The sequence below is a fragment of the Arthrobacter sp. 05T47 genome (assembly GCF_056395825.1).
In genome coordinates this window covers 12,715-37,305 of record NZ_JBFTKG010000032.1, presented here as the reverse complement: position 1 = coordinate 37,305, position 24,591 = coordinate 12,715, and the positions used below count along the sequence as shown (strand labels likewise).

Annotated in this window: 21 protein-coding genes; 5 read left to right on the top strand and 16 right to left on the bottom strand. The window is 65.4% G+C overall.

Annotated elements, in window-relative coordinates; genetic code table 11:
• Positions 1–455 precede the first annotated feature (455 nt).
• The 3 genes from AC1DEY_RS18185 to AC1DEY_RS18175 form a co-directional block, all read right to left on the bottom strand.
• Positions 456–1,157, bottom strand: a complete 702-nt coding sequence (locus tag AC1DEY_RS18185; protein WP_476869189.1) for a DUF6766 family protein — start codon at positions 1,155–1,157, stop codon at positions 456–458.
• Positions 1,154–1,654 carry a DUF6328 family protein gene (locus AC1DEY_RS18180; RefSeq protein ID WP_476869188.1) on the bottom strand — a complete coding sequence of 167 codons (501 nt, stop codon included), beginning with the start codon at positions 1,652–1,654 and terminating at the stop codon, positions 1,154–1,156. The genes AC1DEY_RS18185 and AC1DEY_RS18180 overlap by 4 nt, the downstream gene beginning before the upstream one ends.
• 1,455 nt (positions 1,655–3,109) lie before the next feature.
• Positions 3,110–3,595 (bottom strand): hypothetical protein, encoded by a 486-nt coding sequence (locus tag AC1DEY_RS18175; RefSeq protein WP_476869187.1) that lies wholly within the window; start codon positions 3,593–3,595, stop codon positions 3,110–3,112.
• 525 nt (positions 3,596–4,120) lie between these two features.
• On the opposite strand from AC1DEY_RS18175, the gene AC1DEY_RS18170 reads away from it, so the two are divergent.
• Complete coding sequence (locus tag AC1DEY_RS18170) at positions 4,121–4,402, top strand: DUF3040 domain-containing protein (RefSeq protein WP_476869186.1); 282 nt, start codon at positions 4,121–4,123, stop codon at positions 4,400–4,402.
• 178 nt (positions 4,403–4,580) lie between these two features.
• Here AC1DEY_RS18170 and AC1DEY_RS18165 read toward each other — a convergent pair whose 3' ends face one another.
• Positions 4,581–5,030, bottom strand: a complete 450-nt coding sequence (locus AC1DEY_RS18165) for a DapH/DapD/GlmU-related protein (RefSeq protein WP_476869185.1) — start codon at positions 5,028–5,030, stop codon at positions 4,581–4,583.
• Between the two features lie 274 nt (positions 5,031–5,304).
• Here AC1DEY_RS18165 and AC1DEY_RS18160 point away from each other — a divergent pair, with 274 nt between their 5' ends.
• Positions 5,305–5,811, top strand: a complete 507-nt coding sequence (locus AC1DEY_RS18160) for a COG4315 family predicted lipoprotein (protein ID WP_476869184.1) — start codon at positions 5,305–5,307, stop codon at positions 5,809–5,811.
• A gap of 637 nt (positions 5,812–6,448) precedes the next feature.
• Here the strand turns inward: AC1DEY_RS18160 and AC1DEY_RS18155 are convergent.
• Both AC1DEY_RS18155 and AC1DEY_RS18150 read right to left on the bottom strand, forming a co-directional pair.
• Entirely contained in the window at positions 6,449–7,468 is a 1,020-nt protein-coding gene (locus AC1DEY_RS18155) for a CHAD domain-containing protein (protein ID WP_476869183.1), read from the bottom strand.
• Complete coding sequence (locus AC1DEY_RS18150; RefSeq protein WP_476869182.1) at positions 7,468–9,369, bottom strand: ABC transporter ATP-binding protein; 1,902 nt, start codon at positions 9,367–9,369, stop codon at positions 7,468–7,470. Before AC1DEY_RS18150 ends, AC1DEY_RS18155 begins: the two co-directional genes overlap by 1 nt.
• Positions 9,370–9,568: 199 nt before the next feature.
• On the opposite strand from AC1DEY_RS18150, the gene AC1DEY_RS18145 reads away from it, so the two are divergent.
• On the top strand, positions 9,569–9,880 hold the full coding sequence (locus tag AC1DEY_RS18145) for an MmcQ/YjbR family DNA-binding protein (RefSeq protein WP_476869181.1): 312 nt from the start codon (positions 9,569–9,571) through the stop codon (positions 9,878–9,880).
• Positions 9,881–10,152: 272 nt separating this feature from the next.
• Here AC1DEY_RS18145 and AC1DEY_RS18140 read toward each other — a convergent pair whose 3' ends face one another.
• Genes AC1DEY_RS18140 through AC1DEY_RS18115 form a run of 6 tightly spaced genes read right to left on the bottom strand, consistent with a single transcriptional unit; the run spans position 10,153 to position 16,647 of the window.
• Positions 10,153–10,779, bottom strand: coding sequence for a malonic semialdehyde reductase (locus tag AC1DEY_RS18140; protein WP_476869180.1), 627 nt, complete (start codon positions 10,777–10,779; stop codon positions 10,153–10,155).
• Entirely contained in the window at positions 10,682–12,322 is a 1,641-nt protein-coding gene (gene mhpA / locus AC1DEY_RS18135) for a bifunctional 3-(3-hydroxy-phenyl)propionate/3-hydroxycinnamic acid hydroxylase MhpA (RefSeq protein WP_476869179.1), read from the bottom strand. Before mhpA ends, AC1DEY_RS18140 begins: the two co-directional genes overlap by 98 nt.
• Positions 12,319–12,666 carry a DoxX family protein gene (locus tag AC1DEY_RS18130; RefSeq protein WP_476869178.1) on the bottom strand — a complete coding sequence of 116 codons (348 nt, stop codon included), beginning with the start codon at positions 12,664–12,666 and terminating at the stop codon, positions 12,319–12,321. The genes mhpA and AC1DEY_RS18130 overlap by 4 nt, the downstream gene beginning before the upstream one ends.
• Positions 12,663–14,552, bottom strand: a complete 1,890-nt coding sequence (locus AC1DEY_RS18125; RefSeq protein ID WP_476869204.1) for an acyl-CoA synthetase — start codon at positions 14,550–14,552, stop codon at positions 12,663–12,665. Before AC1DEY_RS18125 ends, AC1DEY_RS18130 begins: the two co-directional genes overlap by 4 nt.
• Positions 14,553–14,557: 5 nt before the next feature.
• The gene (locus AC1DEY_RS18120) at positions 14,558–15,496 is read right to left on the bottom strand and encodes a fumarylacetoacetate hydrolase family protein (RefSeq protein WP_476869177.1); all 939 of its coding nucleotides are present in this window, start codon (positions 15,494–15,496) and stop codon (positions 14,558–14,560) included.
• Positions 15,493–16,647, bottom strand: a complete 1,155-nt coding sequence (locus AC1DEY_RS18115) for a VOC family protein (protein ID WP_476869176.1) — start codon at positions 16,645–16,647, stop codon at positions 15,493–15,495. Before AC1DEY_RS18115 ends, AC1DEY_RS18120 begins: the two co-directional genes overlap by 4 nt.
• Positions 16,648–16,777: 130 nt before the next feature.
• Here AC1DEY_RS18115 and AC1DEY_RS18110 point away from each other — a divergent pair, with 130 nt between their 5' ends.
• Positions 16,778–17,470 (top strand): TetR/AcrR family transcriptional regulator, encoded by a 693-nt coding sequence (locus tag AC1DEY_RS18110; RefSeq protein WP_476869175.1) that lies wholly within the window; start codon positions 16,778–16,780, stop codon positions 17,468–17,470.
• Between the two features lie 205 nt (positions 17,471–17,675).
• Here AC1DEY_RS18110 and AC1DEY_RS18105 read toward each other — a convergent pair whose 3' ends face one another.
• The 3 genes from AC1DEY_RS18105 to AC1DEY_RS18095 form a co-directional block, all read right to left on the bottom strand.
• Positions 17,676–18,722 carry a zinc-binding dehydrogenase gene (locus AC1DEY_RS18105; RefSeq protein ID WP_476869174.1) on the bottom strand — a complete coding sequence of 349 codons (1,047 nt, stop codon included), beginning with the start codon at positions 18,720–18,722 and terminating at the stop codon, positions 17,676–17,678.
• Between the two features lie 163 nt (positions 18,723–18,885).
• Positions 18,886–19,065 (bottom strand): hypothetical protein, encoded by a 180-nt coding sequence (locus tag AC1DEY_RS18100; RefSeq protein WP_476869173.1) that lies wholly within the window; start codon positions 19,063–19,065, stop codon positions 18,886–18,888.
• Between the two features lie 84 nt (positions 19,066–19,149).
• Entirely contained in the window at positions 19,150–22,371 is a 3,222-nt protein-coding gene (locus AC1DEY_RS18095) for a bifunctional cytochrome P450/NADPH--P450 reductase (RefSeq protein ID WP_476869172.1), read from the bottom strand.
• A 244-nt stretch (positions 22,372–22,615) separates the two neighbouring features.
• Between AC1DEY_RS18095 and AC1DEY_RS18090 the strand changes: the two genes are divergently transcribed.
• A complete protein-coding gene (locus tag AC1DEY_RS18090; RefSeq protein ID WP_476869171.1) occupies positions 22,616–23,233 on the top strand; it encodes a TetR/AcrR family transcriptional regulator in 618 nt (205 codons plus the stop codon).
• Between the two features lie 452 nt (positions 23,234–23,685).
• Here the strand turns inward: AC1DEY_RS18090 and AC1DEY_RS18085 are convergent, their stop codons facing one another.
• A complete protein-coding gene (locus AC1DEY_RS18085; RefSeq protein ID WP_476869170.1) occupies positions 23,686–24,072 on the bottom strand; it encodes a hypothetical protein in 387 nt (128 codons plus the stop codon).
• Between the last annotated feature and the right edge of the window lie 519 nt (positions 24,073–24,591).

The window sequence follows — 24,591 nt, the reverse complement described above, 5'->3', positions numbered from 1 at the left end:
CGTCGTACTCATCACCCCTGATGTCGCATCCATTCCCCAAGATCCAAGTTCGCGATTCCGGCCAAAGGGCCACGCGTCTATCGCGTGGTGCGCTTCACCTTATTCCAGGACCGCGTTCTTGAAAATGGCAACCAAGAAGAGACTGCCACCCGGCAAGGCTCTCCAAGGAACGGTCACTCGCAGCTCCACATTGGTGTGTGCCCCGGGACGGTTCTGTCTGACGCACTTACGTTACGGCCTCTCTGAGCCGGAGCTGATTTGCATGTTCCCGCTATTGACCGGTTACTGCGATGCCGATTACGGATACCGGGACGCAGCGGCACAGCTGCAGAGGTCTGACCGCCTCGGCGCCCGCCGCGCCGCACATGCCCATCCATAAACCCGGTGCGGCATTGGGAAATCACGCCCCGGCTCCGAACGCCGTCACCACGTGGGCCAAAAATACCGGCCGGGATTCAGGCGCCGGTCTCGTAGTGCGGTTCGGCCACCGGCTTGGACTCGGGGGAGCCCTTCTCGCGCAGGTAGACAGAGGCGCCCACCAGCACCGCCACCGCCAAAAACTCACTTTGCCAGTTCTGGAAGGACTCGAACCAGAAGCGGCTCGTGGCCAGATAGCCCAGCACCGTCACGGTGGGCTGACCGTGCGCCTGCTGGTCACCGTTGTAGTCATCAGCCCCGCCCACCGCATGCAGGACGAAGGACGCCAGGAACAGCAGGAGGAACATGATCGAGAGCGAGTGTTCGTAGAGCTTGAGCAGCCAGCCGCCGCGCCGCACGGGCCACGGGGTGGATGCCTTGAGCTTTGCCTGCCGCGGGTCCTGGTCCGGCGGGGCGGTGCGGCCCATGGGCTTGGATTCGGAGGACCCTTTCTGGAACAGGAAGACGGTCAGGATGACGTACATGCCCATCTGCAGGAATTCCGACTCCCAGTTCTCGAAAGTCGCCTCCAGGAAGTTCCCGGTGCCGAGGTACTGCAGGACGTTCACGGCCGGCTCCCCATGTGTCAGCTGCTCGTCGCTGTAGGTGTTCGCCCCGCTGAGGATCATGCCGGCGAAGAACACGGCGAACAGCCCAATATTGGCCAGCAGCAATCCGCGCTCCTTGACCCACTGGCCCGTGGTTCGCCCAGTGCGCCGCCCGCGTGAAACGTCGGTCATGGTGTTTCCTCCTCGCGGCCTTTTTGGCGGAGCCTGGCAGGCACAAGAACCAGTAGCAGTATCAGTACGGCCAGCAGTCCGACGCCGGCGATCACGCCCGCCGTCCGGCCTATAGTGACGTCGAAGATGAGCGACGTGGTTCCCACGCTCAGCAGCGCGACGCCGGCCAGCGCGATCTTAGCGATGGTGTCGGCGCTGGCCACGAGCGTTTCCTTCAGCCCCTGCCGGAAGAGCCGGCGGTGCACGCTGACCGGTAGCAGGATCGTGGCCGTGGTGAGGGCGGCCAGGACAACGTTGGCGAGGTAGAGCCGGATCTGGTAATCGTCCAGCGTTTCGAAGCGGGACTGGAACGGCAGCGTCAGGAGGAAGCCGGCGAGAATCTGGACCCCGGTCTGGAGCACGCGCAGTTCCTGCAGCAGCTCCACCCAGTTGCGGTCCATCCGCTCAGCGAGCGATTCGTCCCGGCCGTCGTCCTTCGGCGCCACTGGGCCTGTCATCGGTACTCCTCCGTGCAATCCCGAAACCGTGATGAACCTGCCGCAGCCTGCGGCCCTACCCTCAACCTAGGCTTGAGAGTTGCCAAAATACAAGCCGGTAGTAAGTTTGCTGAATATTTTGAGGCGGGCGAAAACTGCAAGTTTTGCCAACCTCAGACGGGAACAGTCGGCTTCCACGACAGCAGACACAATGTCCTCGTTCTTCGACATGTCACACCGGCCTGAGAGCGATCTCCAGAGGGAGTGGGAAGTGTCAGACGGGAAGCATGCCCCTGGGAGCTGTGTCCAGACGTCATGCACCTTCACCGCCCACGGCCACACCACTCCTGGGCATCGGCCTGTCCATCGGCGGTGAGCACGCTGTCTGCCTTGGGGCAGCCACATCCCGGCGCAGTACTTTGGCTCGCCTGGAGCAGTCGAGAAGGCACTCCACTCCAGGTCAGCGATTCAGATAAGAGCCAGCACGCTGTTAGGGAGGTAGACATTTGCATACCGAAGGACCGAGACATTAATGGCGCGGCAGTGGATGGTACCGGTGCCCATTGAAGGGCTCTGTCGCCGGGCAGTCACCCCTGGTGAGCGGCGAGGTTGGTGGCACTTTGTCCATCAGGAATTTCACGAACTCCGGTGTGGGTCAGGCTGCGTGAATGGCCATTACTCCTTGGCGTCCGGGCGCCGACCGCCGCTGCCTGACCGTCGGCAGGCCGACCACTGCGGACCGGACTGGCCGCCGGTGTTGCCCGGATGAGCTATTCTAATATGAATGCCCTTCATTTAACTTGAGGCAAGAGGCGGAGACTTCAAAAGTAACTTTCGTTCGCCTTCGAGCGAGAGCACGAACGCCGAGCGTCTGCCGCCCGGGCAATGCTGAAGCACTCTTGGTTGGCTGACATGCCCAAGCCTGGCTGGCTGACCACCTCTGATGTGCACCTTGGGCAGCGCAACCATCGAGTAGTGACGAACGGCGCCAGCCGAGCCACTTGATGAAGCGGAACGAATCTTCGATACTTCAGCATTCAACTAAATTGGTTGACATACCGTCAGCTGCCGGTCAGGGGCGCCTGTGAAAGCCCAATTACTGTCGACACACAAGAAAGTCRGATCCACATGAATACAACTACTGACCTCCCGGTGGCCGTCACGGCAACCGACCGGGCCAGCATCGAACGCTAGCTCGACGAAGCCGTCGGTGCCGCCTTGACACAGGCAATGCGCGAAGGGCGTCAGGGAATCCTGGTCACCCAACATGGTCCCGCCTCCTTCACGGTCGATCTCAGCGATGCCGTCCCCTTCGGACTGACCCGCGAACGTCAGGAATGGTAGGCCACCCCTGACTGGGCTGGTACCGGAACGACGGCAATCTGGCTGGGCAACCGTCCCAACGGGGGGTCATCTCGTAGCCGCCATGGAATGGGCCGAACGTCTGCGGGGTCGTGCTGAGCCTGGGTTGGGCCGTCAGGTCCGGCGGGAGGCGACCGGGTCTAGTGCCTGCAGCGTGGCGCCGGTCACGAGCCCGTAGGCCAGATGCGGGAGGATGTCGCTCGCCCAGTCCATCGCGGACCAGGCGCGGGGGTCTGTTATTCCGAGGACAGTCATTGGCGCATTGCTGCCAATGAGTGCGCCGGCCGTAGCGGTAAGTGAAGAACCGATGAGCCCAGGTCGGTATCCGGCCATGCGGGCCAACCCGAGGACGCAACCGATGCCGACACCCACGGCGAGGCCCGTCAGCGGGCCGAGCCCGGCGACGCGGTTCGCGCGTTCGTTTTCGGTACCTGGGATCGTGACTCCGGTGACGTCTGCCAGCTTTTCTACGGTGGACTCCGGGGTGCTGCTGGCCGGACGGCCCCTCCAGACCATGTCAAGGTAGGAGATCGTGTTCAGCGCCGTGGTCCCTGCGGCTCCGGCCAAGGCCCCGGTGACCAGCGCTCGGATGATTCTCATGGCCGCGGCACCATACCCAGCCGGGTGGGGCCGCCGTGCTGATCGCAGTCTCTGAAGCCCTCTGGGCCTTGCCGCTCTCCGGGTGCCCGATCGCGGTTGCCGCAGCCGAGTCCGATGACCTTGTCCAGGTCATCGAGTCTGTAAGCGGCGGCGCTGGAGCGCCCTAGCGTGTGGATACTGATTTCCCTTCGCATGAATCCTCCACGGTGCTGATCGGGCCGGTCCGGGCGGACCGGTTGTTGTTCTTATCTGTCATCGTGCCCGCGGCTCCGTCCGGGAGCAAGGGCGGAGGACGGAGTTCGCGAGGGTTCCGGCGCAGCGTGAAAGTCCGCAGCGCGGAGGTGGAGCCAAGACGGACCTGCACCTTCCATTATTGGATGCTGACCAGGTCGCCGCTGCCGAGGGCTGCCGTGCGCCGGGTGTCCCACCAGGCGTCCCGGGCGAACCAGTGCACCGGATCGGCTGCCATGGCCCAGATCCGGCCCTCATACCGGACGGCCAGGGGTGTGCCGGCCGCGCTTTGCCATGCCGCTGTCGGACTATGAGCGCAGGCGCCTCCATGAACTCGAAGCGGAGCTGGCAGCGGACGACCCGGCCCTGGYCCGGAAACTTGCTAAAGACAGGTCCTCCCGGCTAACGCTTCACTGGTCCGTCGGCATTGTGCTGGCACTCGGGGGCTGCGCATTGATGATTCTRGGGTTWTCCGCCCAGCTTGCGGGTCTMGGCGWCCTRGGATTTCTGTTGGTGTTCGSMGAYGCCWTGGGGTACGCCTGGCGCTGGGCYCTTGATCCAGGAGGCCCGGGATGATGAGCGGAGTTCACGGTGCCCCGGCGCCGCAAGGGACGGCAGTGCTGCCGGGAAGCGCACAATAGGGGTTGTTGTGAGCCTCGGGGGGATTGAGGCTCACGTCCTGGGGTGGTGACCGTCCGGAGCAATCCGGGATATTGCGGGGATTCGGCCCYGCCGGGYRTRCGGAGARGGGTCTCTAAGCYGCCATYCGGGAGTCAGGRSCGTGAGCCTKMYGCYGGCGGATCAAGGCGTYCCGGGAGCGCYKGGCGTCGGCGATGCGSGTGCCCTCCGGCACGTGGCTGTCCGCGGGCAGCCGGACCCCGTATCCAATACGCGCGCCCGCCCCGATGCGTGAGTGGCGGGCGATATGGACCCTGTTGCCCAGGACGGCTYCAGCTCCGACGTAGACGTTGTCTCCGATGAAGACATGGTCACCGACTATGGCCCGGCGGTCGATCCAGCCTCCSCGGCCAATACGGCAGCCGGACCCGACKCGGGCGCCGGCCTCGACATAGGTGGTTGCACCGATGAAGGARTCACCTTCSGCCCGGGCGCCMGGACCGATCAGGCCGCCTCCGTTGGGATGCCGGCGGTAAGTAGTGGACCTGCCGTTTTCGTTTTCGACGGTCTCGATGTTTCTTGTCATTTCATTCCCTTCTGGCGCTCAATGACGCCCACAAGAAATTAACGCGGCCTGTTCAGATTTGATTCCAGAAGCCCGGCAATCTGGGAACGCTGCCGGATCAGGCAAAGGACAAGCAGGTGATCTCGTCCGCCACCGAAGCAGACCTCCAGAAACGTTCGTCGTGGCCGGAACCGCCTCCTAACGTTCAGTCCCGTGAACCTTTCTTCCCCCAGTGGCGTCGTAGGGGTTAGCGTCCGGCCTTCTTTCGGCCGGGTCTGAGCAAAAGGAACGAGACATGAAGAAGCAACTCGGTATGGGACTCAGCGCACTGGCCTTGGCCGCAGTCCTCAGTGCCTGCGGCGGCACCGCCGGCACCACAAGCAGCTCCTCCGCACCCGCGACGAGCGACTTGACCTCGACGGCGCCCTCGGCGGCCGCGGAACTGAAGACGGCGACGTCCAGCGCCGGCCAGATTGTAGTGGACGGCAAGGGCATGAGCGTCTACGTCTTCACCAAGGACGTCAAAGATTCGGGCAAGAGCGCCTGCGTCGATGCCTGTGTGGCGATGTGGCCCGCCGTGACCACTTCGTCCGCGACCCCCTCAGTTGAAGGCGTCACCGGGACCGTCGGCACCATCACCACCGCCGACGGGAAGAAGCAAGTGACGATCAACGGTCTGCCTATCTACAACTTCGTCAACGACAAGGCCCCGGGCGACATCCTCGGCCAGGGCGTCAAGGACGTCTGGTACCTGGTAAGCCCGGCGGGCGAAATGATCAAGGGCGCCGCCATGGGGTACTGAGGTTTCTGGTACTCGGCCTGCCGGTTCGCCGGTGTGCTGCGGGGCCACGTCCCCGGCAATCGTGTCCGCATTAGTGTGCCGTGTGACGGTGGAGCGAGGTGCAAGTTCGGCAATATTGAGGCAGAGTCGACCAGAAAATTTGGGGTGTGTACATTGTGCACACTTCGGGCTTCGGATCGGGTCATACTGGTGCCGGATCCGGCCGGATTTCGTATGTTCCCGCGGGAGCCCAGCGTTTGCGGGGGAGGGAATGCAGTTCGAGTCCCACCTCGGGCACGTGYTTTCCCTGTTCAGGGGCTTGTGRGCCGCTGAGTGTGTACAAATCTCCTTTGATGGGCCCCTGCGGGGGCCCATTTTTGTTGGTKGCGGCTGGTCTGGCGRCTCCTTCTCTKGACKKGGACAGCGGTGTTGCTMTGTACTCCTTCATGCCGGGAGCGCTTGGAACTGCCTGACTTTCGTTCAGTCCGGGCCGTGCCYTCTCCTGCCGGTWACGCTCTGGTCGACGGGCCTACCAGGTCGGAATCACCGGTCCCGTCTCGTTCGACGACGATTTCTGAACCCCAGACAGGGCGCCCCGGTTCTGGCCGCGTCGCGGGGTCAGGCTACGCGACCGGAGCTTTGGCAGCTCTGGTGCGTGTCAGTTCCCGCTCCCGGTCCGCGCGGCTGACGTCCCCGGGTGGTACTGGAGGAAGTCGGCGTTGGGCAGCCAGTCGGCCTCGTCGTAGAGGCTGATTAGCCGATGCGGAAGCTTCTCCAGAACACGGTCGGTGCGGACCTGCTCCAGAGCGTCCACCAGGTAGTACGTGCTGGCCGGATGACCTTTGGCCGACGCGGCGGACCCGAGCTCCTGCACCACTGGGCGGGTCACGACCGCGTCCTGGTAATCGCCGAGCAGGTCCTGGAGCTTCTTGGCCTGCCGGCCCAGCCGCCGGGCGGGTTTGCCAACTACGGGGGCGGCGACGTCGATCAAGTAGCGGAGTTGCTTGTCGGCCTTGCGGGCGTCGTGCAGCGCCTCATCCAGCTCCGTCCCCGCCGGAAGCGCCTGGGCGGCCACGAGGTGACGGTCGAGCGTGCGCAGCGCCTTGGCGATGCTCTTTGGCAGCTCCTCCGCCGCGGGCCGCACCGCGCGCTCGGTGAAGGGCGGGTCGGCCGGCGGCCAATCCAGCACCTGACGGAGCGCGGCGTAGCGATCGCTGTCAAGCGTGGCATAGGTGGTCTGGCTGCTACTGACGGCGAGCTGGTCCAGCTGGGTCCTGGCGTCGTCGACCACCGGGCCTACGATCAACTCCGACGGCAGGGCATCGTGCTGTCGTTTCAGCTCGATGAGCGTCCTCTGGGTGTCGTTCTCCTCACCAAGCTGGCGGCCCAGCCAGGCCAGCTCGGCGCAGACCGGTCGAGTGACCTGCCGATCGAGGATGCGGGAGAAGCCGCGAAGTGTGGAACGTAGCTGGCGGATGGTGACCCGCATCTTGGTGACCCCCTTCGGGTCGCCGTCCCGCACCTTGCGCTCGGCCTCCCGAAGCGCCTTGGTTTGGGTGAGGAGGGCCTGCAGCACCACCTCGCCGGCCGTGGGCGGGGCCGCGGTCGCCGTCTGGTTCTTCGACGACTTGGTGCAGCGGCTGGACGTCTCTCGGGTGTTCGTCGCGGTGATGGACATTAGAAGGCTCCGATGGTGGTTAGGCGGGTGCGGTCGGCGGAAGAGTCTGCCGGAACGATCTCGGGCAGCTCGGTGTCAAGGACGCCACCCTGGCGCAGGTAGACGGTGCGGGTGGCCAGCGCAGTGACCGCGGGCCGATGCGTCGTTGCGATGATCGTGCGACCTTCGACGAGCCGGCCCAGCGCCTGGACAACGAGTTCCTCGGCGTGAACGTCCAGTCCGGCGGTGGGTTCGTCGAGGAGCACGACGGGGGCGTCGACGAGCAGTGCGCGGGCGATGCCGACGCGTTGGCGCTGCCCGCCGGACAGCCCGGTCCCGCCGGTACCGACTGGCGTGTCGAGCCCGTCGGGGAGGTCATCGGCGAACTCGCTGACCAGGGCAGCCTCGGCGGCGGCAGCCACCTCGGCGTCCGTGGCGTCTGGGCGGCCGTAACGGATGTTGTCGACCAGTGTGCCGGAGAACAGGAAGGTGTCCTGCAGAACCATGGCCACCTGCTGGTGCAGCCAGTGCTCCGGGACGTCGGGGACCGAGAGCCCGTCGAGCAGGACCTGGCCGGTGGTGGGACGGTAGAGGCCGCCGATCACGGACAGGAGGGTCGACTTGCCGGCGCCGTTGTCACCGACCAAGGCGATCCGCTCGCCAGGGGTGACCGTCAGGTCGACGTCGGTGAAGACCGGGCCGCGACCGGTGCCGTAGTCCAACATGACCTTGCGCAGCTCAATGCGGCCGTCAACGCGGGCCGGCAGCGGCTCCCCGGTGCCCTGGTGGTCGGTGGGCTGGTCGAGGATGTCGGCGATCCGTTGGGCGGAGGCGGCGCCCTGGGTGAAGCTAGGTGCAAGCTTGGCCAGGGACTTCATCGGCGAGAGCATGGTCTTGAGGTAGCTGGTGACGACCACCAGCACCCCGACCTGCCACCAGCCGTTCAGCGCTCCGTATCCGCCGACGAACAACACCAGCGCGGTGCCCACGGCGGCGACCAGCTGCAGGGTGGGGGAGAACTTGGCGCTGACCTTGACCGAGCGCAGCGACAGGCTGAGCACGTTGTCATTCTGCGTGGCGAACCGCTGGTCCTGCACCCGCTGGCTGCCGAACGCGTGCACGGTGCGGATGCCCATCAGGGACTCAGTGACGAGTCCGGTCAGGTATCCGGTGGCGGCGCGCTTGCGACGGGCGTACTGCCGGGTCAGGCCGGCGAAGTGGTTGGCGGTCAGGAATACCAGCGGGGCGACGACGAGCCCGATCAGCCCGAGGCGCCAGTCCACAGTGACCATCACGGCGGCGGTACCGGCCAGGGTGAGCACGGACGGGACGAGGTCGGTGCCCACATCCCGCAGGGTCGATTCCACCGTTGACGTGTCGGAGACAACCCTGCTGGTCAGCTCGCCGACGTTCTGCCGGTCGTGGAAGGCCATGGGCAGCCGCTGGGTGTAGGCGAACACATCCGCGCGGATGCGCGAGGTGATCCGCTGGCCGGACCCGTTCATGTACATGTCGCCCAGGTAGGAGAACATCCCAGCGGCAGCGGTGATCACCACCACGGCGCTCGCCGCGACCAGGAGCATCGCCATCGACGAACCGCCGAACCACCCGGCGACGGCGTGCAGGATCCCGCTCTTGCCTTGGCCCTGGCCGTTGCCTTGTCCCTTGTCCTGGAGTAGGTCGTTGATGACCAGCGCCAGCGGCCAGGGGGCGGCAAGATTGGCGGCCATTTGCCCACCATTCATGAGTACACCCAGGACCAGCGACTTCCGCTCGGGCCGGCCGTAGTCCTTGAAGCGCCACAGCTCGCGCAGAGTGCTGAGGTCCAAGCGCGAACGTCGACCGGCGCCGTGTCTTTGGGGTTTGACTGGGTCGATGTCAGCCGGGCTGGCTGGCAGGTTGTCCGTGGAGTGCACGGTCATGGGTTGCTCCTCTGTTCAGGGGGTGTGGGCAACGACGATGCGGGATGCACCGCAGAAACATACGCCGTATGGAAGTTAAACCATACAACGTATGGAAGGTCGTCCGCAATACCGACCGCGTGTGGTCGAAGCAATTTTTGGAAGTCTCGCGAGGGAGGACAGCCGTTGCCTGGTCGGGGCTCCGGTGCCACAGTGAACCATGGCCACAGAGGAAGATGTCCGGCAGATCTGCCGTGGACTGCCGGGGGTCAGCGAGCGGCCCAGTTGGGGCCAGCCGGCATGGTTCGGGAAAACCCTGATGGCACGCATCTGGGAAGATGGCGTCCTCACCGTGAAAACCGAGGAACGGGAAGCACTCGTAGGGACCAGCCCCGACACCTACTTCTGGACGCCCCACCACGAACGGTCCCCGAAACTGGTGCTGGTCCGCTTGGAAAGGATCGACGTCGAGGAACTGGACGAGCTGCTGCAGGAGTCGTATCGCTTGGCCGGCGGGGGAGCCGCCAGGTAAGCGCCGTGCCGTCGGTGCCGGGCATTTCCAGGTCAAGTCCCGCCTTCAAGGCGGCTATGCGGTTGCTGACGGCGCACCAGTCCGAGATGACGGCTCCGCGCAAGCGCGATTCTTTTTGCAGGATGCCTGTGAGGAGCCACCGGTTTAAGGCGAGAGGCACGTCCTGCGGCAAAGCACGTGCTCCCCGAGGGGACCTATTCACGGCAAAAGGCAGGGTTTCCTCCTTCGCTGAGTCGAAGGAGGAAACCCTGCCTGTTGTGGCATGCGGTCTGTTAGATGGTTCGTACGGCGATGTCGGCGGAGAGGCGGGGCAGGCGTGGGAACCAGGCGTCCTCGCCTGGTTTCCCGACGTTGACCACCATGAACGCCCGGTGTGTCGTGCCGGCGTTGAAGTCAGCGTCGACGCCGGCGGCGTCGAATCCACCCATGGGGCCTGCATGGAGTCCGACTGCGCGTACCGCCATGATGAAAATCCCGGATTGGAGCCAGACGTTGTTCTTGCCGATTTCGGCGCGTGTGATTCTGTCGCCGTCGAACATTGCTTTGCGTTCGGGTGAGGGTGGGAAGAACGTCGGGAAATGTTCGTGCCAGTCGCTGTCATAGGACAGCACCGCGACTGCCGGGGCGGTGCGGGTCTTCTCCTGGTTGCCTTCGGCCAGATGTGAGGTGAGGCGTTCGCGGGCTTCGGGTGACTGGACCCAGGTGATGCGCAGCGGCTGGTTGTTCATCATCGTGGGGCTCATCTTCGTCAACTCGTAGATCGCGGCCAACGTGTCGGCTGAGACCGGTGTGGAGGCGAAGCTATTGGCGGTTCGCGCTTCGAGGAACAGCCGTTGGGTGCTGTCGGAGTCGATGGCGAGAATGTCGTCGATCCTGGCTTGAGTTGTCGTGGGGCTCATGGTGTTCCTTTAGTTTTCGGGTATGGGAGGCGGTTGAGTTGAACGACGGCAGGCGGGTCAGGCTTCCGGCGACGGTGTCGGAGGTGAACATAACGACGCGATCAGGGCGGATGACCGCTGCAGCGATCCGATGCCGGACGAGCCACTGGTGGAGCTCAGACCCGGGCTCGGGGGCGATCGGCGCCGCGCCCATGTGCAGGATCTGTTCGTGCTCCTCGGGAGTGATCGCGAGAGCTAGCAGCGCGAATCCGTCTCTGGCGACGTCATCGAATCGCCTGGCGTCCGGGGTGACGGAGGTGCGGGAGTTGGGGCAGAGACGTCCGACGGCGGAGGTGCGGACGAGCGCCGAGCGCCGAGAGCCGAGGGGTGTGGCTGTCCCTGACTGTGCGGGAAGGCCTGCCACGAGGTGCAGGCCCGGTGCGAGGAACCTCCGCAGGGCCATACCGACGCGACCACCCGCGGTCATGGTGAGGCCGAACAGTTTTGCGACGGTGATGGTTCTTCTCGCGTGCCGCTTGCGCTCGGTCTGGTAGCTGGCCAGCGTGGTTGCGGGGAGGTCGCCGGCAAGCACACCGGCGAGCTTCCAGGCCAGGTTCATCGCGTCTCGGAGTCCCGCCCCCATGCCCTGACCTATAAAGGGAGGGCTCAGGTGAGCGGCGTCGCCGAGGAGAAAGACCCGGCGGTCGCGCCATTTGTTGGCGACTTGGGCGCGGAAGGTGTAGTCGGCGACCCGGATCACGCGCAGATCGTCCAACGGGACGTCGCCGGTCCACGGCTTGATCAGCGGATGGAGGGCATCTATCGTCGCAAAGTCGGCGGCGGTCTCGTCGGGCAGCAGTCGAAACTCCCAGCGGTAGCGGACCTCTCCGACGCGCATGTAGGTACCGGCGCGGTGGGAGTCGCACAGTTGGTGGATGCCTTCCCACTGGTTCAGTTGCGCCGAAGTGTCGACGTCGACAACCAGCCAGCGCTGTTCGAAGCCCAGGTCCTCCATCTCCGCGCCGATGGCCCCCCTCACCATGCTGTTGGCGCCGTCGCAGCCGAGGACGTGGCTGGCATGGACCGACTCGCGTGCCCCCGTGGCACGATCCGTGAAGTCCACCTGGACTGCCGCGTTGCCTTGGGTCACACGGAGAACCTCGATATTTCCGCGCAGGGTCACCGAAGGCATGTTCCGGAGGTTGTTGCGCATGAGCTGCTCGAGGTCCGGCTGGTCAAACATGTTCGCTAGGGGATAACCGTGGGCGCCGCCATCGGCCGGTCGCTGGAACTCCGCGAGCACCCGGTGGTCGGGGGCGAGCAAACGTAGCCCGTGTGCAGGGCGGCTGAGCCCAGCGAATTGCGTCCCCACGCCTAGACGGTTGAGGATGCGATAGACCTCGTCGTCGAGATGCACCGCCCGTGGTAGCGGGTAGACACCCTCCCAGCGGTCCAGGACGAGGCACTCGACGCCGTACTGGCCGAGTAGGGTGGCGACAGCCAGCCCGGACGGGCCAGCGCCGACCACGACCACCGGCGCCGYGCCGTCGTTGTGGGCGCTCATACTATTGCCGCCGTAACGAGAACAAGATAGCCGACGAGTCCAGCCATCATGACCACCGCCGGGGCGATCTCACGTGGACCGTCGCCCTTCCTGAGATGGGTAATGCAGGCTCCCGTCATTAGAAGCAGGAGACCGACGGCCGCGGCTAGGCCGATCCACGGCAAGACCAGCCCGAGCAGGAGGCCGAGGACGGCAAGAAGCTCCAAGGCGCCGATGCGCTTGTAGGCGTCGCTGGTGAAGCCCACAGCTGCGGCGCGGGCCGGCATCCCCGCTGCGCCGACCACTTTTGCCAGGCCGAGCATCGTGAAGCATCCAACCAGCGCTATCGTGAGGACGATGATCATCGTTCCGCCTTTCGTGCTGGCCTATGCGTGATCCGCCATCGGACGCCGTACTCGTCGAGGGCGCACTTGACGGCTGCATGCGACGCCTCGTCAGCACGCACGGTGACGACTATCGTGCCGTCCTCGATATCGGTCTCCACGGCGTGGACTGCGGCCATCTCCCGCAGGGCCGCGCTCAGCGCTACCCTGGTGGCGTCCGCCCGAAGCGCGAGCTTGTAGAGTTTGCCGACGGCAGTGACCGGAAGCTGGTCGACGATTGTGACCGATTTCGGCGAGGACGCCCGTTCCCCGACCCGGTCCTCCGCCCACCGGATCAGGTCCTCGGTCCTGGTGGTCGCACCCTCAGCCAACGTTACGTAGGCCACAGGTACCTCTCCCGCATACCGGTCGGGTCTGCCGACCGCCGCTGCTCCCGTTACGTCCGGGTGGGTGAGGAGGGCATCCTCGACGATTGCCGGGTCGATGTTGTGGCCGCCTCGGATGATCAGATCCTTGGCACGACCGGTGAGCTGGACGAATCCGTCCTCATCAACCTGCCCGAGGTCGCCGGTGTCGAGCCAGCCGTCCCGCACTTTGCCGAGGCCGTCGAGCAAGAGGCCGTCGGGGCCGTTACCGATGACATAGCCCGGAAAGACCGTCGGGCCCTTGATCACCAGCCGGCCTGTTACGCCTGGTCCGACATCATGCCAGTGTCCGGCGTCGTCGACGTGCACCGCCTTGATCTGTTGGTAGGGCAGTCGGCAGCCGAGCGAACTGTTAGTGGCGCCTGGGAAGCTCCGGACGCTTACGCACGTCGCTTCCGTCAGTCCGTACCCTTCGATCAGGGTGACGCCGGTGGCTGTCTCGAAGCAGGCACGCACGGCCGCGGGCAAGGGGCTGGCTCCGACCATGGCGTGGCGCAGGCTGCTGATGTCGGCGTTCACGGGAGACGCGGCGAGCGTGGCGTAGACGGTAGGGACGGCGCTCATGGCGGTAAGCCGGTGGTGCTCGACCAGCTTCCAGAAGACGCCGTAGAGGGCAGGGTCGCGGTAGCCCAGCGGTCCGGACCACACGACCGTCTGGCCCTTGAAAAGGGGAGCGAGGACGGTTACCACGAGGGCATTGACGTGGAACAGCGGCAGGGCGGCGAAGTACACGGCGTTCTCGTCGACGAGGTCGTTGGCTGCCAGCATCCAGGCGTCGGCGACCTCGTTGGCCTGGGTGTGTGCCGCCAGCTTGGGGGTGCCTGTCGTGCCGCCAGTGTGGAAGAGTGCCGCCAGATCGCCTGGTCCGGACCGATGGCCGTGGAACTGCTCGGACGACGCGTTTGCTGCCCGGCGTGCCAGGTAGTCCACGCTTGCGTATCCGACGGTCGAGGCCGGGCCGGCGGGTGCCTGCCCGGTCGGTGACATGAGAAGCACATGGTCCACCAGGCCCTTCTTCGCGAGGCTGAAAGCGGCCTCGGTGACGACGGGATCGAGATCGGGCCCGGCCGCCACCAGCACACGCGCCCCTGAGCGCTGAAGCAACTCGGCGATGTGGTCCTCGGACAAACCGGGGTTGATCGGGACGGCGATTCCGGCAGCCTGGGCGGCCAGGGTCGCGCAGATGAGCTCCTGGCAGTTGGGCGAGAGCAAGGCCACGGTGTCCTGGCGGCCGACCCCGATTTCTCTCAGCAGGTTCGCTATCCGGTTCACATTGGCGAGAAGCTCAGCGAACGTCAGCTTGACGGGTTCCTGCCAGCGCTCGGTGTTTGCAAGTACGGCCGCCGCCGTCCGGTCCGGCCAGAGCCGGGCGGCTCGACACAGCAACTCGTACGTCGACGCCGGAAGTCCGCGTTCGGAGAGGGGGGTCCTCTCGATGTCGACGACGTCATCTGGGCTCGAGTACCGCGGCCAGAGAGGCATGCCGTTCACCGGGCTTCCCTCACCGTCGTGCGCTGGCGCCCCAGGTCGATCTTCCCGTCGTCGGTGCTGATGGCGATCTCGATGACGTCACCGCTCTTGAGGTACTTCCGATTGCGGCCCTGGGCCTTGAAGAACAGGCGCCACTTAGTAGCCCGGGGGAGCAGATTGCTGATGATCTCGACTGGCTTCGGTGGTGCGCTCAGTGCGGTGCCGACAGGGGTGCCCGTCAGGAGCAGATCGCCGGGGGAGAGGTGCTGGAAGCGGGTGAGTGCCCGCAACGCCTCGACGGGCAGGTAGATCATGTCGGCCACCGTCATGTCCTGACGGATCTCGCCGTTTACCCACAGCCGTAACCGAAGCTCACCAAAGCGGTTCCAGTCCTCGGCGTCGAAGAGCACGAGCGTCGGTCCGGTGGGCGTAAAGCTCGGGTAGGACTTGGACTCGTAGAACTGGGTCTTTGGGAGTTGCAGGTCGCGGGCCGAGACGTCGTTGGTGATCACGAGCCCAGCGACGTAGTCGGCGATCGTCTCATCGGTGATGACCGAGCCGACCGGGGTCTCTTGGCCCAACACGAGGCCGATCTCAGCCTCGTAGTCGAGGAACCGCACGTGCGCGGGCCGGACGATGTCGTCATGGGGCCCGCTGATCGAGCCCGAGGACTTGCGGAAGAAGGTCAGTGGGATTTTCTTGGGATCCATGCCGGCGTCCTTCACGTGCGAGGCGAAGTTCGTCATCTGGGCCACCACGCGGCACGGCACTGTGATCGGCGAGATGAGGTCCAGGTTTTCCACCGGCACAGTTTCGCTGCCGCCGATCGCGGCTTGGATGGCCGCCCGATCGGCGATCAGCTCGCCCGTGGTAGTCGCAGGAGTGGCGATACGGGCGGCACCGGTGGGCGTGTGGACCCACCAATCGTCGGCGGTACGCAGGATGGAGACGGTCATGAGGAAACTACTTTCATCAGGCCGCGCAGGCGCGCGAAATCGAACTCGTTGTCGTCGCGGAGGGCGGTGACCATCGCGGCCAGCTCACGCAGCGACTCTCGGCCAGGGGAGATACCGAGGAAGTCCTTGCTCGCCGGAGGGCCCCACTGGGCGAGATTGGAGGCGGACATTTGTGCCCAACCGGGCTCGAGGGTGCAGTCGAACATGTCCCCATCGGTGAAGTGTTCGACCAGGAAGCCGTTGGGATCGCGCCAGTAGTCGAAGATTTGGCTGCCCTGGATATGGCGGCCGATCCCCCACGAACGGTGGTAGCCAAGGTCGTGCAGAAGTTCACCGCCGGCGGCGAGGGCATCGATATCAGCGACCTGATACGCCGAGTGCACGTAGCGATTCGTCGGGCCCAGCGTCATGGCGATGGTGTGATGATCGGTTGGTGTGGAACCCCGGTCGCAGCGGATGAAGCTCATTGTCGGACCGCGCTCGCGCTGGCCGGGGTAGTAGAGGAAGTCGCTGACGATCAGGCCGAGGTGCTCCAGGTACCAGTCGAGCGTTTCACGGTACTTGGTGCTCTGCAGCACGACGTGACCGAGGCGCTGAACCGTCGCGGGTTGAAGCAGTGGCCGCTGGGTCTGGTTGGTCCGCGTCAGCTCGTGGCCGACGTTGAACGTGAGGGGCGTCTGGGCCGGCAGCGAAGGAAGTTTGTGCGTGTCTGCGACGACGCGAATCGCGGCGCCGCTCGGATCCACGAGGTCGACTCCTATGCCCCCGATGGTCTCCGGTAGTTTTTTCGGGGTCTTGCCTGTCGCGTTAGCCAGGCGAAGGACGTCCGAGGCCTCGGCCGCGGTGAACGCAGCCCCCAGGTATTTCGATCTCGGTCCGCGCCGTACGATCACGCACGGCGCTCCGGTGTCGGTGCCCCGGAGGTGCAGCTCGTCAGTGGTGCGCAGGCTCGTGGCGAAGCCGAAGGCGTGCGCGAAGGTCTCTGCAGCTAGCAGGTCTGGCTTCTGGAACTCGAGCCAGGCGATGTCATGCACCTTGATGATCGGGTTCGCCGCCCGTCCGCGGTGCTCGCCTCGCAGCGCCCCTTGCTCGCTGTGCAGGTCAGTGTGCAGGTCGCCGTGGGTCCCAGGGTGGTCATGGTGGTCGTTCATGGATGGCCTCACTTTCTGAATATATATTCGGTTATGAAGATATCGTCAGTCAAGGGCAGTTGAAGATTTCTTCAGTCTTGATGGGGCGCTGGTAAGATTCCTATGACCGGATGACTTCAAGGAGCCAGCGATGACCCAAGCCCCACCCTCGTCCCCGGAACCAACCCGGTCGCATCGACGGAAGGCGCAGACTCGGGCCGCGTTGGTCCGCGCGGCACAGTCCTTCCTGGCTCAAGGACAGACCAACACGCCGGTGCTGGAGATCACTCAGGCCGCGGATGTTGGGATCGGCTCCTTCTATAACCACTTTGAGTCGAAAGACCAGCTGTTCGAGGCAGCGGTCGAGCACGTCATGGATCTCCTAGGCGCGGTCCTCGACGGGCTCACCACGGACGTCGACGACCCCGCCGTCGCGTTTGCGACCAGCTTCCGGTTGACCGGTCGCTTCCACCGCCGTGAACCTCAGCTCAGCAAAGTAATCCTGCACAGCGCCCTTGACCTCCTTGGCGCGCAGAAAGGACTGACGCCGCGTGTCCGGCGTGACATCGAGGTTGGCGTCGAATCCGGTCGGTTCACAATGACAGACGTCGACGTCGCCGTGGTGTGCGCCGTCGGGGCGGCAACCTTTCTCGGACAGCTCATCCATGCCGAACCGGACCGCGACGACGCCGAGACGACGGATCAGGCGACCGAGGCGATGCTGCGAATGCTGGGTGTGTCTGCCGACGAGGCGCGTGCAATATGTCGCAGTCCACTCCCCGAACTCCGTACTGCAGGGTTGCGCGGTGACGACGAGGTGACAGCGAACGRGGCTGTCCGCTGAATTGCCCGATCTAGGGATGCCGACCTAGATCACAAGGTTAATAGGTGCGCTGAACAAGGTTCGTTGGTGCGTCAGTGACGCTTGTGTGAGTCCGAAGACCCGGAATGAAACTGACAGTCCACGACAGGCCGGCGCCAGTGCTCCCTCAAGCACTGGCGCCCACTCGCTCCTACCGAGGYGGTCTTGATGAACTTCTGTTCAGGTGTCAGGGCACCAGGATGAAGCGGATCGGGTCGCCGATCTTGTTCGCCAGCCGATTCACCGCGTCAGCGGCTTCGGCGAGCGGGAAGTGGTCGGTGATCGAGGGCGCGAGGTCGAGACGGCCAACCTCGGCCAGCCGGACAAGTTCGCTGACGGACTCGGGCGTGCCGCCGTAGTGGCCGCGCACTTGCTTGCCGAGGTAGTTGAAGGTCAGGCCCTCGGTGATGGTGAGGGGCCTGGGGCTGATGCCGACGAGGATGAGGGCGCCGTTGAGGCCGAGTACGGAGGCGGCCTGCTCCCGGACGGCGGGCACGCCGGCGCAGTCGAAGGCGAAGTCCAGGCCTCGTCCGCCCGTTGCCGTGCGGATGTGGTCGGCGAAGTCGTCGGCGGCGGGGTCCAACGCGAAGTCCGCACCGAAGGCCAGCGCACGTTCGCGGGCGCTGGGCAGCGGGTCGACGGCGATGACCGGCGCGGCGCCGGCCATGCGGGCGACGCGGACGTTGTGGGCGCCGACTCCGCCGACGCCCCAGATGCCGACGGACTGTGCGGGGCGCACCCCTGCGGTGGCAACGACGGCGGCGTAGGGGGTGGAAACCGCGTCGGGGATGATCGCTGCCTGGTCGAAGGGGAGGTTGTCGGGGATGGGGATGAGCGTGTCCTCGCGGGCGAGGGTGTACTGGGCCCAGCCGCCGTCGTAGTCGATGCCGGCGGTGAGCATCTGGGTACAGGGGCGGCGGCGTACGCAGCCGGCGCACTGGCCGCAGGTCTTGCCGGCCTCTAGGGTAACGCGGGTGCCGACGGTCAGGCCGCGCTTGAGGTCCGGGCCGAGGGTGTGGATCACACCGGCGACCTCGTGGCCGACGGTGACCGCGTCGGAGGTGGCGAACAGCGGGACGAGTGAACCGTCGAGCAGGTGGACGTCCGATAGGCAGACGCCTGCGGCCTTCACCTCAATCAGGATTTCACCCGGACCGGGAACGGGGATGGGGACCTCCTCCACGGCGAACTTCTTGCTGTTCAAGTGGAAGCGTGCGGCGAGCATGGTATTCATGGGGATCTGCTTTCTCTAAGCGGCATTTCCTGGCGGTTCGGGCCAATGGCTGCCGTGTGGTTGTGGTGTTTCGCAAGCGGGTGGTGCCGGAGGGCGCGGTGTCGGGTCGGCCGCACTCCCGGCGTGTGGGGGTTCAGTCGAATGTGTGGGCACCGCCGCGAGTTCAGTCAGTTGCGGTCTCGCAGTACCAGCCGGCCCATGGGGTATGGGTCAGCTCGCACGTCCGGTGCTCAAGGTGAGCAGGCGGAAGTTGCGGTGGCGGTAATGTCGTTGCATCGGTTTTGCCGGTGGCTGTCAGGATGCCGCCTTGAGAGGCGGCCGCGGCCTGGGTTTCCGTCGCCATGGTGACTCCTTTGTTGGTTTGCTGGGTGGTGGCCGGGAGGGTGCGGGGTTGTTGGGACCGCCGCACCCTCCGGCGTCTGGCGGATCAGGCGAAGACGTCCTGCTGGTAGCGCGCATCGGCCTCGAGCTGGGCGAGCCAATGCTGGGCGGCCTCGTCGTCGCTGTCGGTCCGCTCGCGGTAGATCGCTGCGAGGGCCTCGCGGACGGCGGGCGCCATGCGGCGGCCGTCGCCGCAGACGTAGATGTGCGCGCCGTCTTCGATGGCTTGCCACACTGTGTCGGCGGCGTTGGCGATGGCGTTCTGGACGAACCGGGCCGGGTGGCCTGTCACCGCGGAGTAGGCGGTGTGCACTTGGGCGATCCCGGCCTGCTCCCAGTCCTGCATCTCCTGCCGGTAGAAGTAGTCGTGTTCCGGGTGGCGGCAGCCGACGAAGACCTGCGACAGACCCACCTCGGTGCCGTTCTCGTGCTGCGCCGCGCGTTCCTCCAGGAAGCCGCGCAGTGGCGCGATGCCGGTGCCGGGACCGATGAGGATCAGCGGCGTGGCGGGGTCGGCCGGCGGGGCGAAGGTCGGGGAGGGCACGCGCACGTAGCCGTAGAAGACGTCCCCGGGCTCAAGGCCGCCGATGTAGGACGAGCAGGTGCCCCGGTACTGGCCGTCACCGGACAGGGCCGGGCCTTCCAGCAGGCCCACGGTCAGGCGCACGTGGCGGGGGTTGGCCAGCGGGGCGGAGGAGATGGAGTAGAACCGCGGGCGGATCGGGCCCATCATGTCCAGGAAGACCGCCAGCGGCAGCTCGACCGCCCGGAAGCGCTCCAGCAGGCCCAGTACGGAGACCCGCTTGCCCAGGATCTCAGTCTGATAGCGCTCCTCGGCTTCGGCGGTATCGGCCGTGTAGGCCTGCAGCTGCGGTCGGGTCCACGGGCACTCCGTGTGCTCAGCAAGCGTCTGCATCTGAGAGCGGGTGGCCACGTCCTGCAGCTCCAGGAAATCGGTGAGCAGCAGTCCTGCCGTCACAGGGGTGCCCACAGGGAGGTGGGTGCGGCCGCCGGCGGGCAGCTCCAGGCGCAGGACCTGATCGCGGTCGACGCCGAGCGCCGCGAGGGCGCGGTTCACCAGGGCCGGTTCGTTCTTGGCGAAGACGGCCAGGTGGTTGCCGGTCTCGTAGGTGACACCCTCTGGCAGGCCGATGGTGATGGACTTCGCCGACGGGCGCGGTGGCTCGAGGTTGAAGTCCCACAGGCCGGTGGCGTCGGCCACGAGTTCCTCGTTGGCCACCACCGGGAGGGCGTAGGCCTGCTCGGAGACGATCGCGGGGCGCACGTCCGCCTCGGTGAGCAACTGCACCTGGAAGCGCGGGCTGCTCGCCTCGGAGGTGTCGGCGGCGTACTCCTCTGCCAGCGTGGCCCACAGGGTTTCCATCCAGCGGGTGGCCATGCCGTCGAAGTCACCGGCGGCATCCGCGGCGCCGCGCTCGATGACGGGGGTGGCGCCGGCGGCCAGCAGGCCTCCTTCGATCCGCTTGGGGAAGCCCTGGTATGTGGCCACCCACTGGGTGTTGCCGGCCCCCAGCAGCGCGAACCGCACGTCCGACAGCGAACCCTCCGGGAGTCCGGCGGCGAGAAGGTCGTCGAAACGCTGCGCGTTGTCCGGGGCCTTGCCGTTGTAGCTGGAGGCCACCACGACAAGCAGTCCCTCGGTGGGCAGGTTGTCGCCCAGCTCGTCCAGACCGACCAGCGTGGTGCCGAAGCCGGAGCGCTCACTGCGGTCGGCGATAGTGCGCGCCAGGTCCTCGCACGAGCCGAGGCTGGAGCCGTAGGCGACGGTCAGGTTCACCCCGACACCGCTGACCGCGGCCGGCGCCCGCGTGTCGCCGGTCTGCAGGTCTACTGCGCCGAACACGGTCCGCTCGTGCTCCTGACGGGACCGCACTTCCAGTTCGAAGCCCCCGGGCTTGCGCGTCAGCGCCTCCTTGACGTCCATCTTGTAGTCGTTGGTGTCGGCGAACTTAAACTTCTGCAGCGCCAGCGCCAGGGCCAGACGGGCCTCGGTGAGCGCAAACTGCCGGCCGATACACGCACGCACACCATTGCCGAACGGCTTGTAGGCGTGCGGGTGATGGTTGACCCGGTTCTGCGGCAGCCACCGGTTGATGTCGAACTCTTCCGGCCGGTCCCACGCCTTAGGGTGGGTGTGCAGCGGGCCCTCGAGGATGTTGACCCTCGCTCCCTTCTTCAGCTCGTAGCACCCGCCGATGACGGTGTCCTCCAGAGGGGACTTGCCGATCATGGGGATGGGAGCCCACAGGCGCAGGGTCTCTTCGAGGATGCGCGGGATCACGTCCATCTGCATGATCGTGTCGTAGTCCGGGACCGTGTCGCCCGGCAGCAGTCGGTCCACTTCGGCGTAGGCCTGGGCCAGCACGTGCGGGTTGCGCATCAGCGAGTACGTGGCGAACGCCAGCAGGCCGCTGGTGGTCTCGTGACCGGCGATCAGGAACGTCACCACCTGGTCACGGACGTTGTCATCTTCCAGCCCCTTGCCGGACTCCGGGTCGGTAGCCTCCAGCATCAGACCCAGCAGGTCATCCTCAGCAGTGCCCTTCCCCTCACGACGCTCCCTGATCACACTCTCGACCAGGTCCCGCATCTGCTGAATGTTCGCGCGGTACTTCTTGTCATCGGCCTTGCGCAATTTGGTCATCATCGGCAGCTCCTGCGTGCGCCGCAGCGACTCAACCAGCGACTCCAGCAGCGCATTGAGGAAGGGGTGCAGATCCTCCTTGGCGAAAGAGTCGAACCGGTAACCGAACCCAGACAGGGCGATGGTGTCCAGGGTCAGCCGGGTGTAGTCGTCGGTGATGTTGACCGGCTGGCCCTCCCTGCGTTCCCACTTGCCCACAAGATTCTGGGCTATCTCCAGCATCTGCCCGTAGTAGCCCTTCATTGCCCGCTGGCTGAAGGCCGGGAGAAGGACTCGGTGCGCCATGCCCCATTCCTCCTCGTGCTGGTGGGCCGTGAACAGGCCGGCGCCAGTGAAGTCCCGGACATGGGCCAGCGGTGTCTTGTCGATCTGCTTGAAGAACCGCGACTCGTCGCAAACCTCGGCCACCAGGTCCGGGTCCCAGACGAAGACCTGCTCGATGCCGGCGATCTCCATGCTGTAGAGCCCCTCGGGGAACTGCTTGGACAGTTCGCCGAAGTACTCCACCGGGTTGGTGCTGGGGATTTGCGGCGTGTGGCCGAAGAGCGGAACCCCGCGCGGAGACCTGATGGGTCGCGATTCGTTCTTGAACTGAGTGGTCATGAGTTTGTTCCTTTGTGCAGGGCGTGGATGGGCTGTTGCACCGGCGATGCGGAGATGCACCGGCGAAACATACGCTGTACGGAAATGTAACCATACAGCGTACGGAAGATCGATTGCAACCCTGAATGTCGGGTGGCTTCAATCCGCCGCAAAGCCGAAGTTATTTCCATACGCTGTACGAATTTGATAGTGTCCGAGTATGGAAAAGACGAAGAGTTCCCCGCGGGGGACCAGGAAGAGAGAGGTGCCTCTGACCGAGGCCGGGATCTACGCCGCAGCCCTGCGGCTCATCGACGCGGACGGAGTTGAGGCGCTCACGATGCGCAAACTTGCCACCGCGCTCGATGCGAACCCGATGTCGCTCTACTACCATGTGCCGAACAAGGACGCCGTGCTGCGTGGTGTGGCGAGAATGGTCGGCGCCCAGTTCCGCACCGTGACGCTGGAGGACGCTCCCTGGCAGGAGCGCATCCGCCTGCTCGCCACGGAATTCCGAACGCTGGCCCATAGGCACCCCCGGTTCATGGGCTACTCGTTCAGCCTCCAGTCGGACTTCATTCAGCCCGACGACCCGTTCTGGAGTGAGCTCACCGCGATCCTCGACGCCGCAGGGGTGCCGCACTCGGAGCTCTCTCATTTCACCGCTCTCGTGGGCTTCGCCATGAACGGTGTCCTCACCGCCGAACTCACTGGCGCGCTCTACCGGTGGTCGAGCCTTAACCCGCCCAGTGCCGGCGAAGACGGGCTCACCCCTCCAGACCGTGACGAGAACCGCGTCTTCCACCTGGCGCTGGACACGATCATCATGGGTCTGGAAGGCCAACTTGCCGCCTTTGTTGAGAGCCAGGGTGCCGGCCATTGATTGCGCGGTCCTGTAGCGTTCCGGCCTGAGGGCGCCCGTGGGTTGGCCGAGCCCAGGCGGCAACTCGTTAGGAATGGAAGGCTGCAGGGGGTCATGGCCTCGCGCGGACTCTTCAGCACCACGAAGATGATCCCGCTCCTGAACGAACATGTCGTCCACCTGTCGGCCATCCAGATCTACCGGCTGGCTGCGGAGAAGCCGAAGAGGCTAAGTCTGCGGGTGCTCGTGGCCTCGATGGACACCCTTGATTGCACCGCCGATTGCTTGATCGGGACGGTGGCCTGCCTTCGGCGAAGGACCCGCCCCGGGGCCAGGCGGAGGAGCTGCGGGATAGGGGGCACAAGGCCGGCATGGCTGGGGGAGTTCGGCAGCAGCCGCGAAACCCTTTAGCCGTACCTCTGATCAGGGAGCTGACGAACGGTCGCTGTATATCGGCAATGCGTGGCCCGTGATCAGGCGCTCGGTAATGCATAGGCGTGTTCGTGGACTTTGAGGGTGACCGGTGGCTCCACGATCCGCAGCCGGCAGGGAGTCGCCGAGGGGTCGATGCCAGAGGAAAGACTGGACTGGCGGGCATGCTCGCGGAGTTCATCGAAGGCCGCGGCCGTCACCCCGGCATGCGCGAGATTAACCACCACCTCATACCCCGGAAACCTGGTGACGACCCGGCGGCAGACGACGTAGAGGGCCCGGAGGTTGGTGTGCGTCACGACGCCTCGAACGTTGACTTTGGCTGTCTCGTCGACGGCGTCTAGTCGGACGACTACGTTGAGCCGCAGATCCCTGTGGGACGAGTGGGGAAAGTAGGAGCTGGAACGGTGGTGTTGGGAATGATTCACGGAGCAACAGAGCTCCCATACAGCCCAAGAGCCGACTGGGCACCGCAAGGCTTCTTGTGGATTAACATTGGACGTTGTCTCCTGCCCTTTCCTGCGAGGCTGGATACCGCAGATTGTCATTTCCGTCCTGTATCTGCCCATGGATCGCCTTTTGGCTGGCCCCAACGGTGTCTGTTTGCGCTCGCTGGCACATATTGCGGCCCGATCTGGGGGGCTCACGCCAGGTTGATGACGACGGCGGTCCCGCGGATCTCGCATCTCGGGGCGCTGCCGGAATCCGGAGAATGGCGGCGCCCTCCATGTCCACAAGCTTGCATGTTCCGGTCCTTGAGCAAATGATCCAGAACATCTCCACGGACGGCAGGGTCCGGTTCACCCTTCCTCGGTGCAGGAGCTTGCCGAAGCACCAGGCTTCGATCTCGTCTCCGTAGGAAAGTTCCGAGCATGAGCGGATAAGCGAGGACTGGGCTGTCTCCATGGTTGACTCCTTTCGATGCGGTTCCCGCTGCGGGGACGACA

Coding starts and splice junctions, on each gene's coding strand:
- AC1DEY_RS18185 (WP_476869189.1), bottom strand. CDS start 1,157: ATGACCGACGTTTCACGCGGGCGGCGCACTGGGCGAACCACGGGCCAG.
- AC1DEY_RS18180 (WP_476869188.1), bottom strand. CDS start 1,654: ATGACAGGCCCAGTGGCGCCGAAGGACGACGGCCGGGACGAATCGCTC.
- AC1DEY_RS18175 (WP_476869187.1), bottom strand. CDS start 3,595: ATGAGAATCATCCGAGCGCTGGTCACCGGGGCCTTGGCCGGAGCCGCA.
- AC1DEY_RS18160 (WP_476869184.1), top strand. CDS start 5,305: ATGAAGAAGCAACTCGGTATGGGACTCAGCGCACTGGCCTTGGCCGCA.
- AC1DEY_RS18155 (WP_476869183.1), bottom strand. CDS start 7,468: ATGTCCATCACCGCGACGAACACCCGAGAGACGTCCAGCCGCTGCACC.
- AC1DEY_RS18150 (WP_476869182.1), bottom strand. CDS start 9,369: ATGACCGTGCACTCCACGGACAACCTGCCAGCCAGCCCGGCTGACATC.
- AC1DEY_RS18145 (WP_476869181.1), top strand. CDS start 9,569: ATGGCCACAGAGGAAGATGTCCGGCAGATCTGCCGTGGACTGCCGGGG.
- AC1DEY_RS18140 (WP_476869180.1), bottom strand. CDS start 10,779: ATGAGCCCCACGACAACTCAAGCCAGGATCGACGACATTCTCGCCATC.
- AC1DEY_RS18130 (WP_476869178.1), bottom strand. CDS start 12,666: ATGATCATCGTCCTCACGATAGCGCTGGTTGGATGCTTCACGATGCTC.
- AC1DEY_RS18125 (WP_476869204.1), bottom strand. CDS start 14,552: ATGCCTCTCTGGCCGCGGTACTCGAGCCCAGATGACGTCGTCGACATC.
- AC1DEY_RS18120 (WP_476869177.1), bottom strand. CDS start 15,496: ATGACCGTCTCCATCCTGCGTACCGCCGACGATTGGTGGGTCCACACG.
- AC1DEY_RS18115 (WP_476869176.1), bottom strand. CDS start 16,647: ATGAACGACCACCATGACCACCCTGGGACCCACGGCGACCTGCACACT.
- AC1DEY_RS18105 (WP_476869174.1), bottom strand. CDS start 18,722: ATGAATACCATGCTCGCCGCACGCTTCCACTTGAACAGCAAGAAGTTC.
- AC1DEY_RS18100 (WP_476869173.1), bottom strand. CDS start 19,065: ATGGCGACGGAAACCCAGGCCGCGGCCGCCTCTCAAGGCGGCATCCTG.
- AC1DEY_RS18095 (WP_476869172.1), bottom strand. CDS start 22,371: ATGACCACTCAGTTCAAGAACGAATCGCGACCCATCAGGTCTCCGCGC.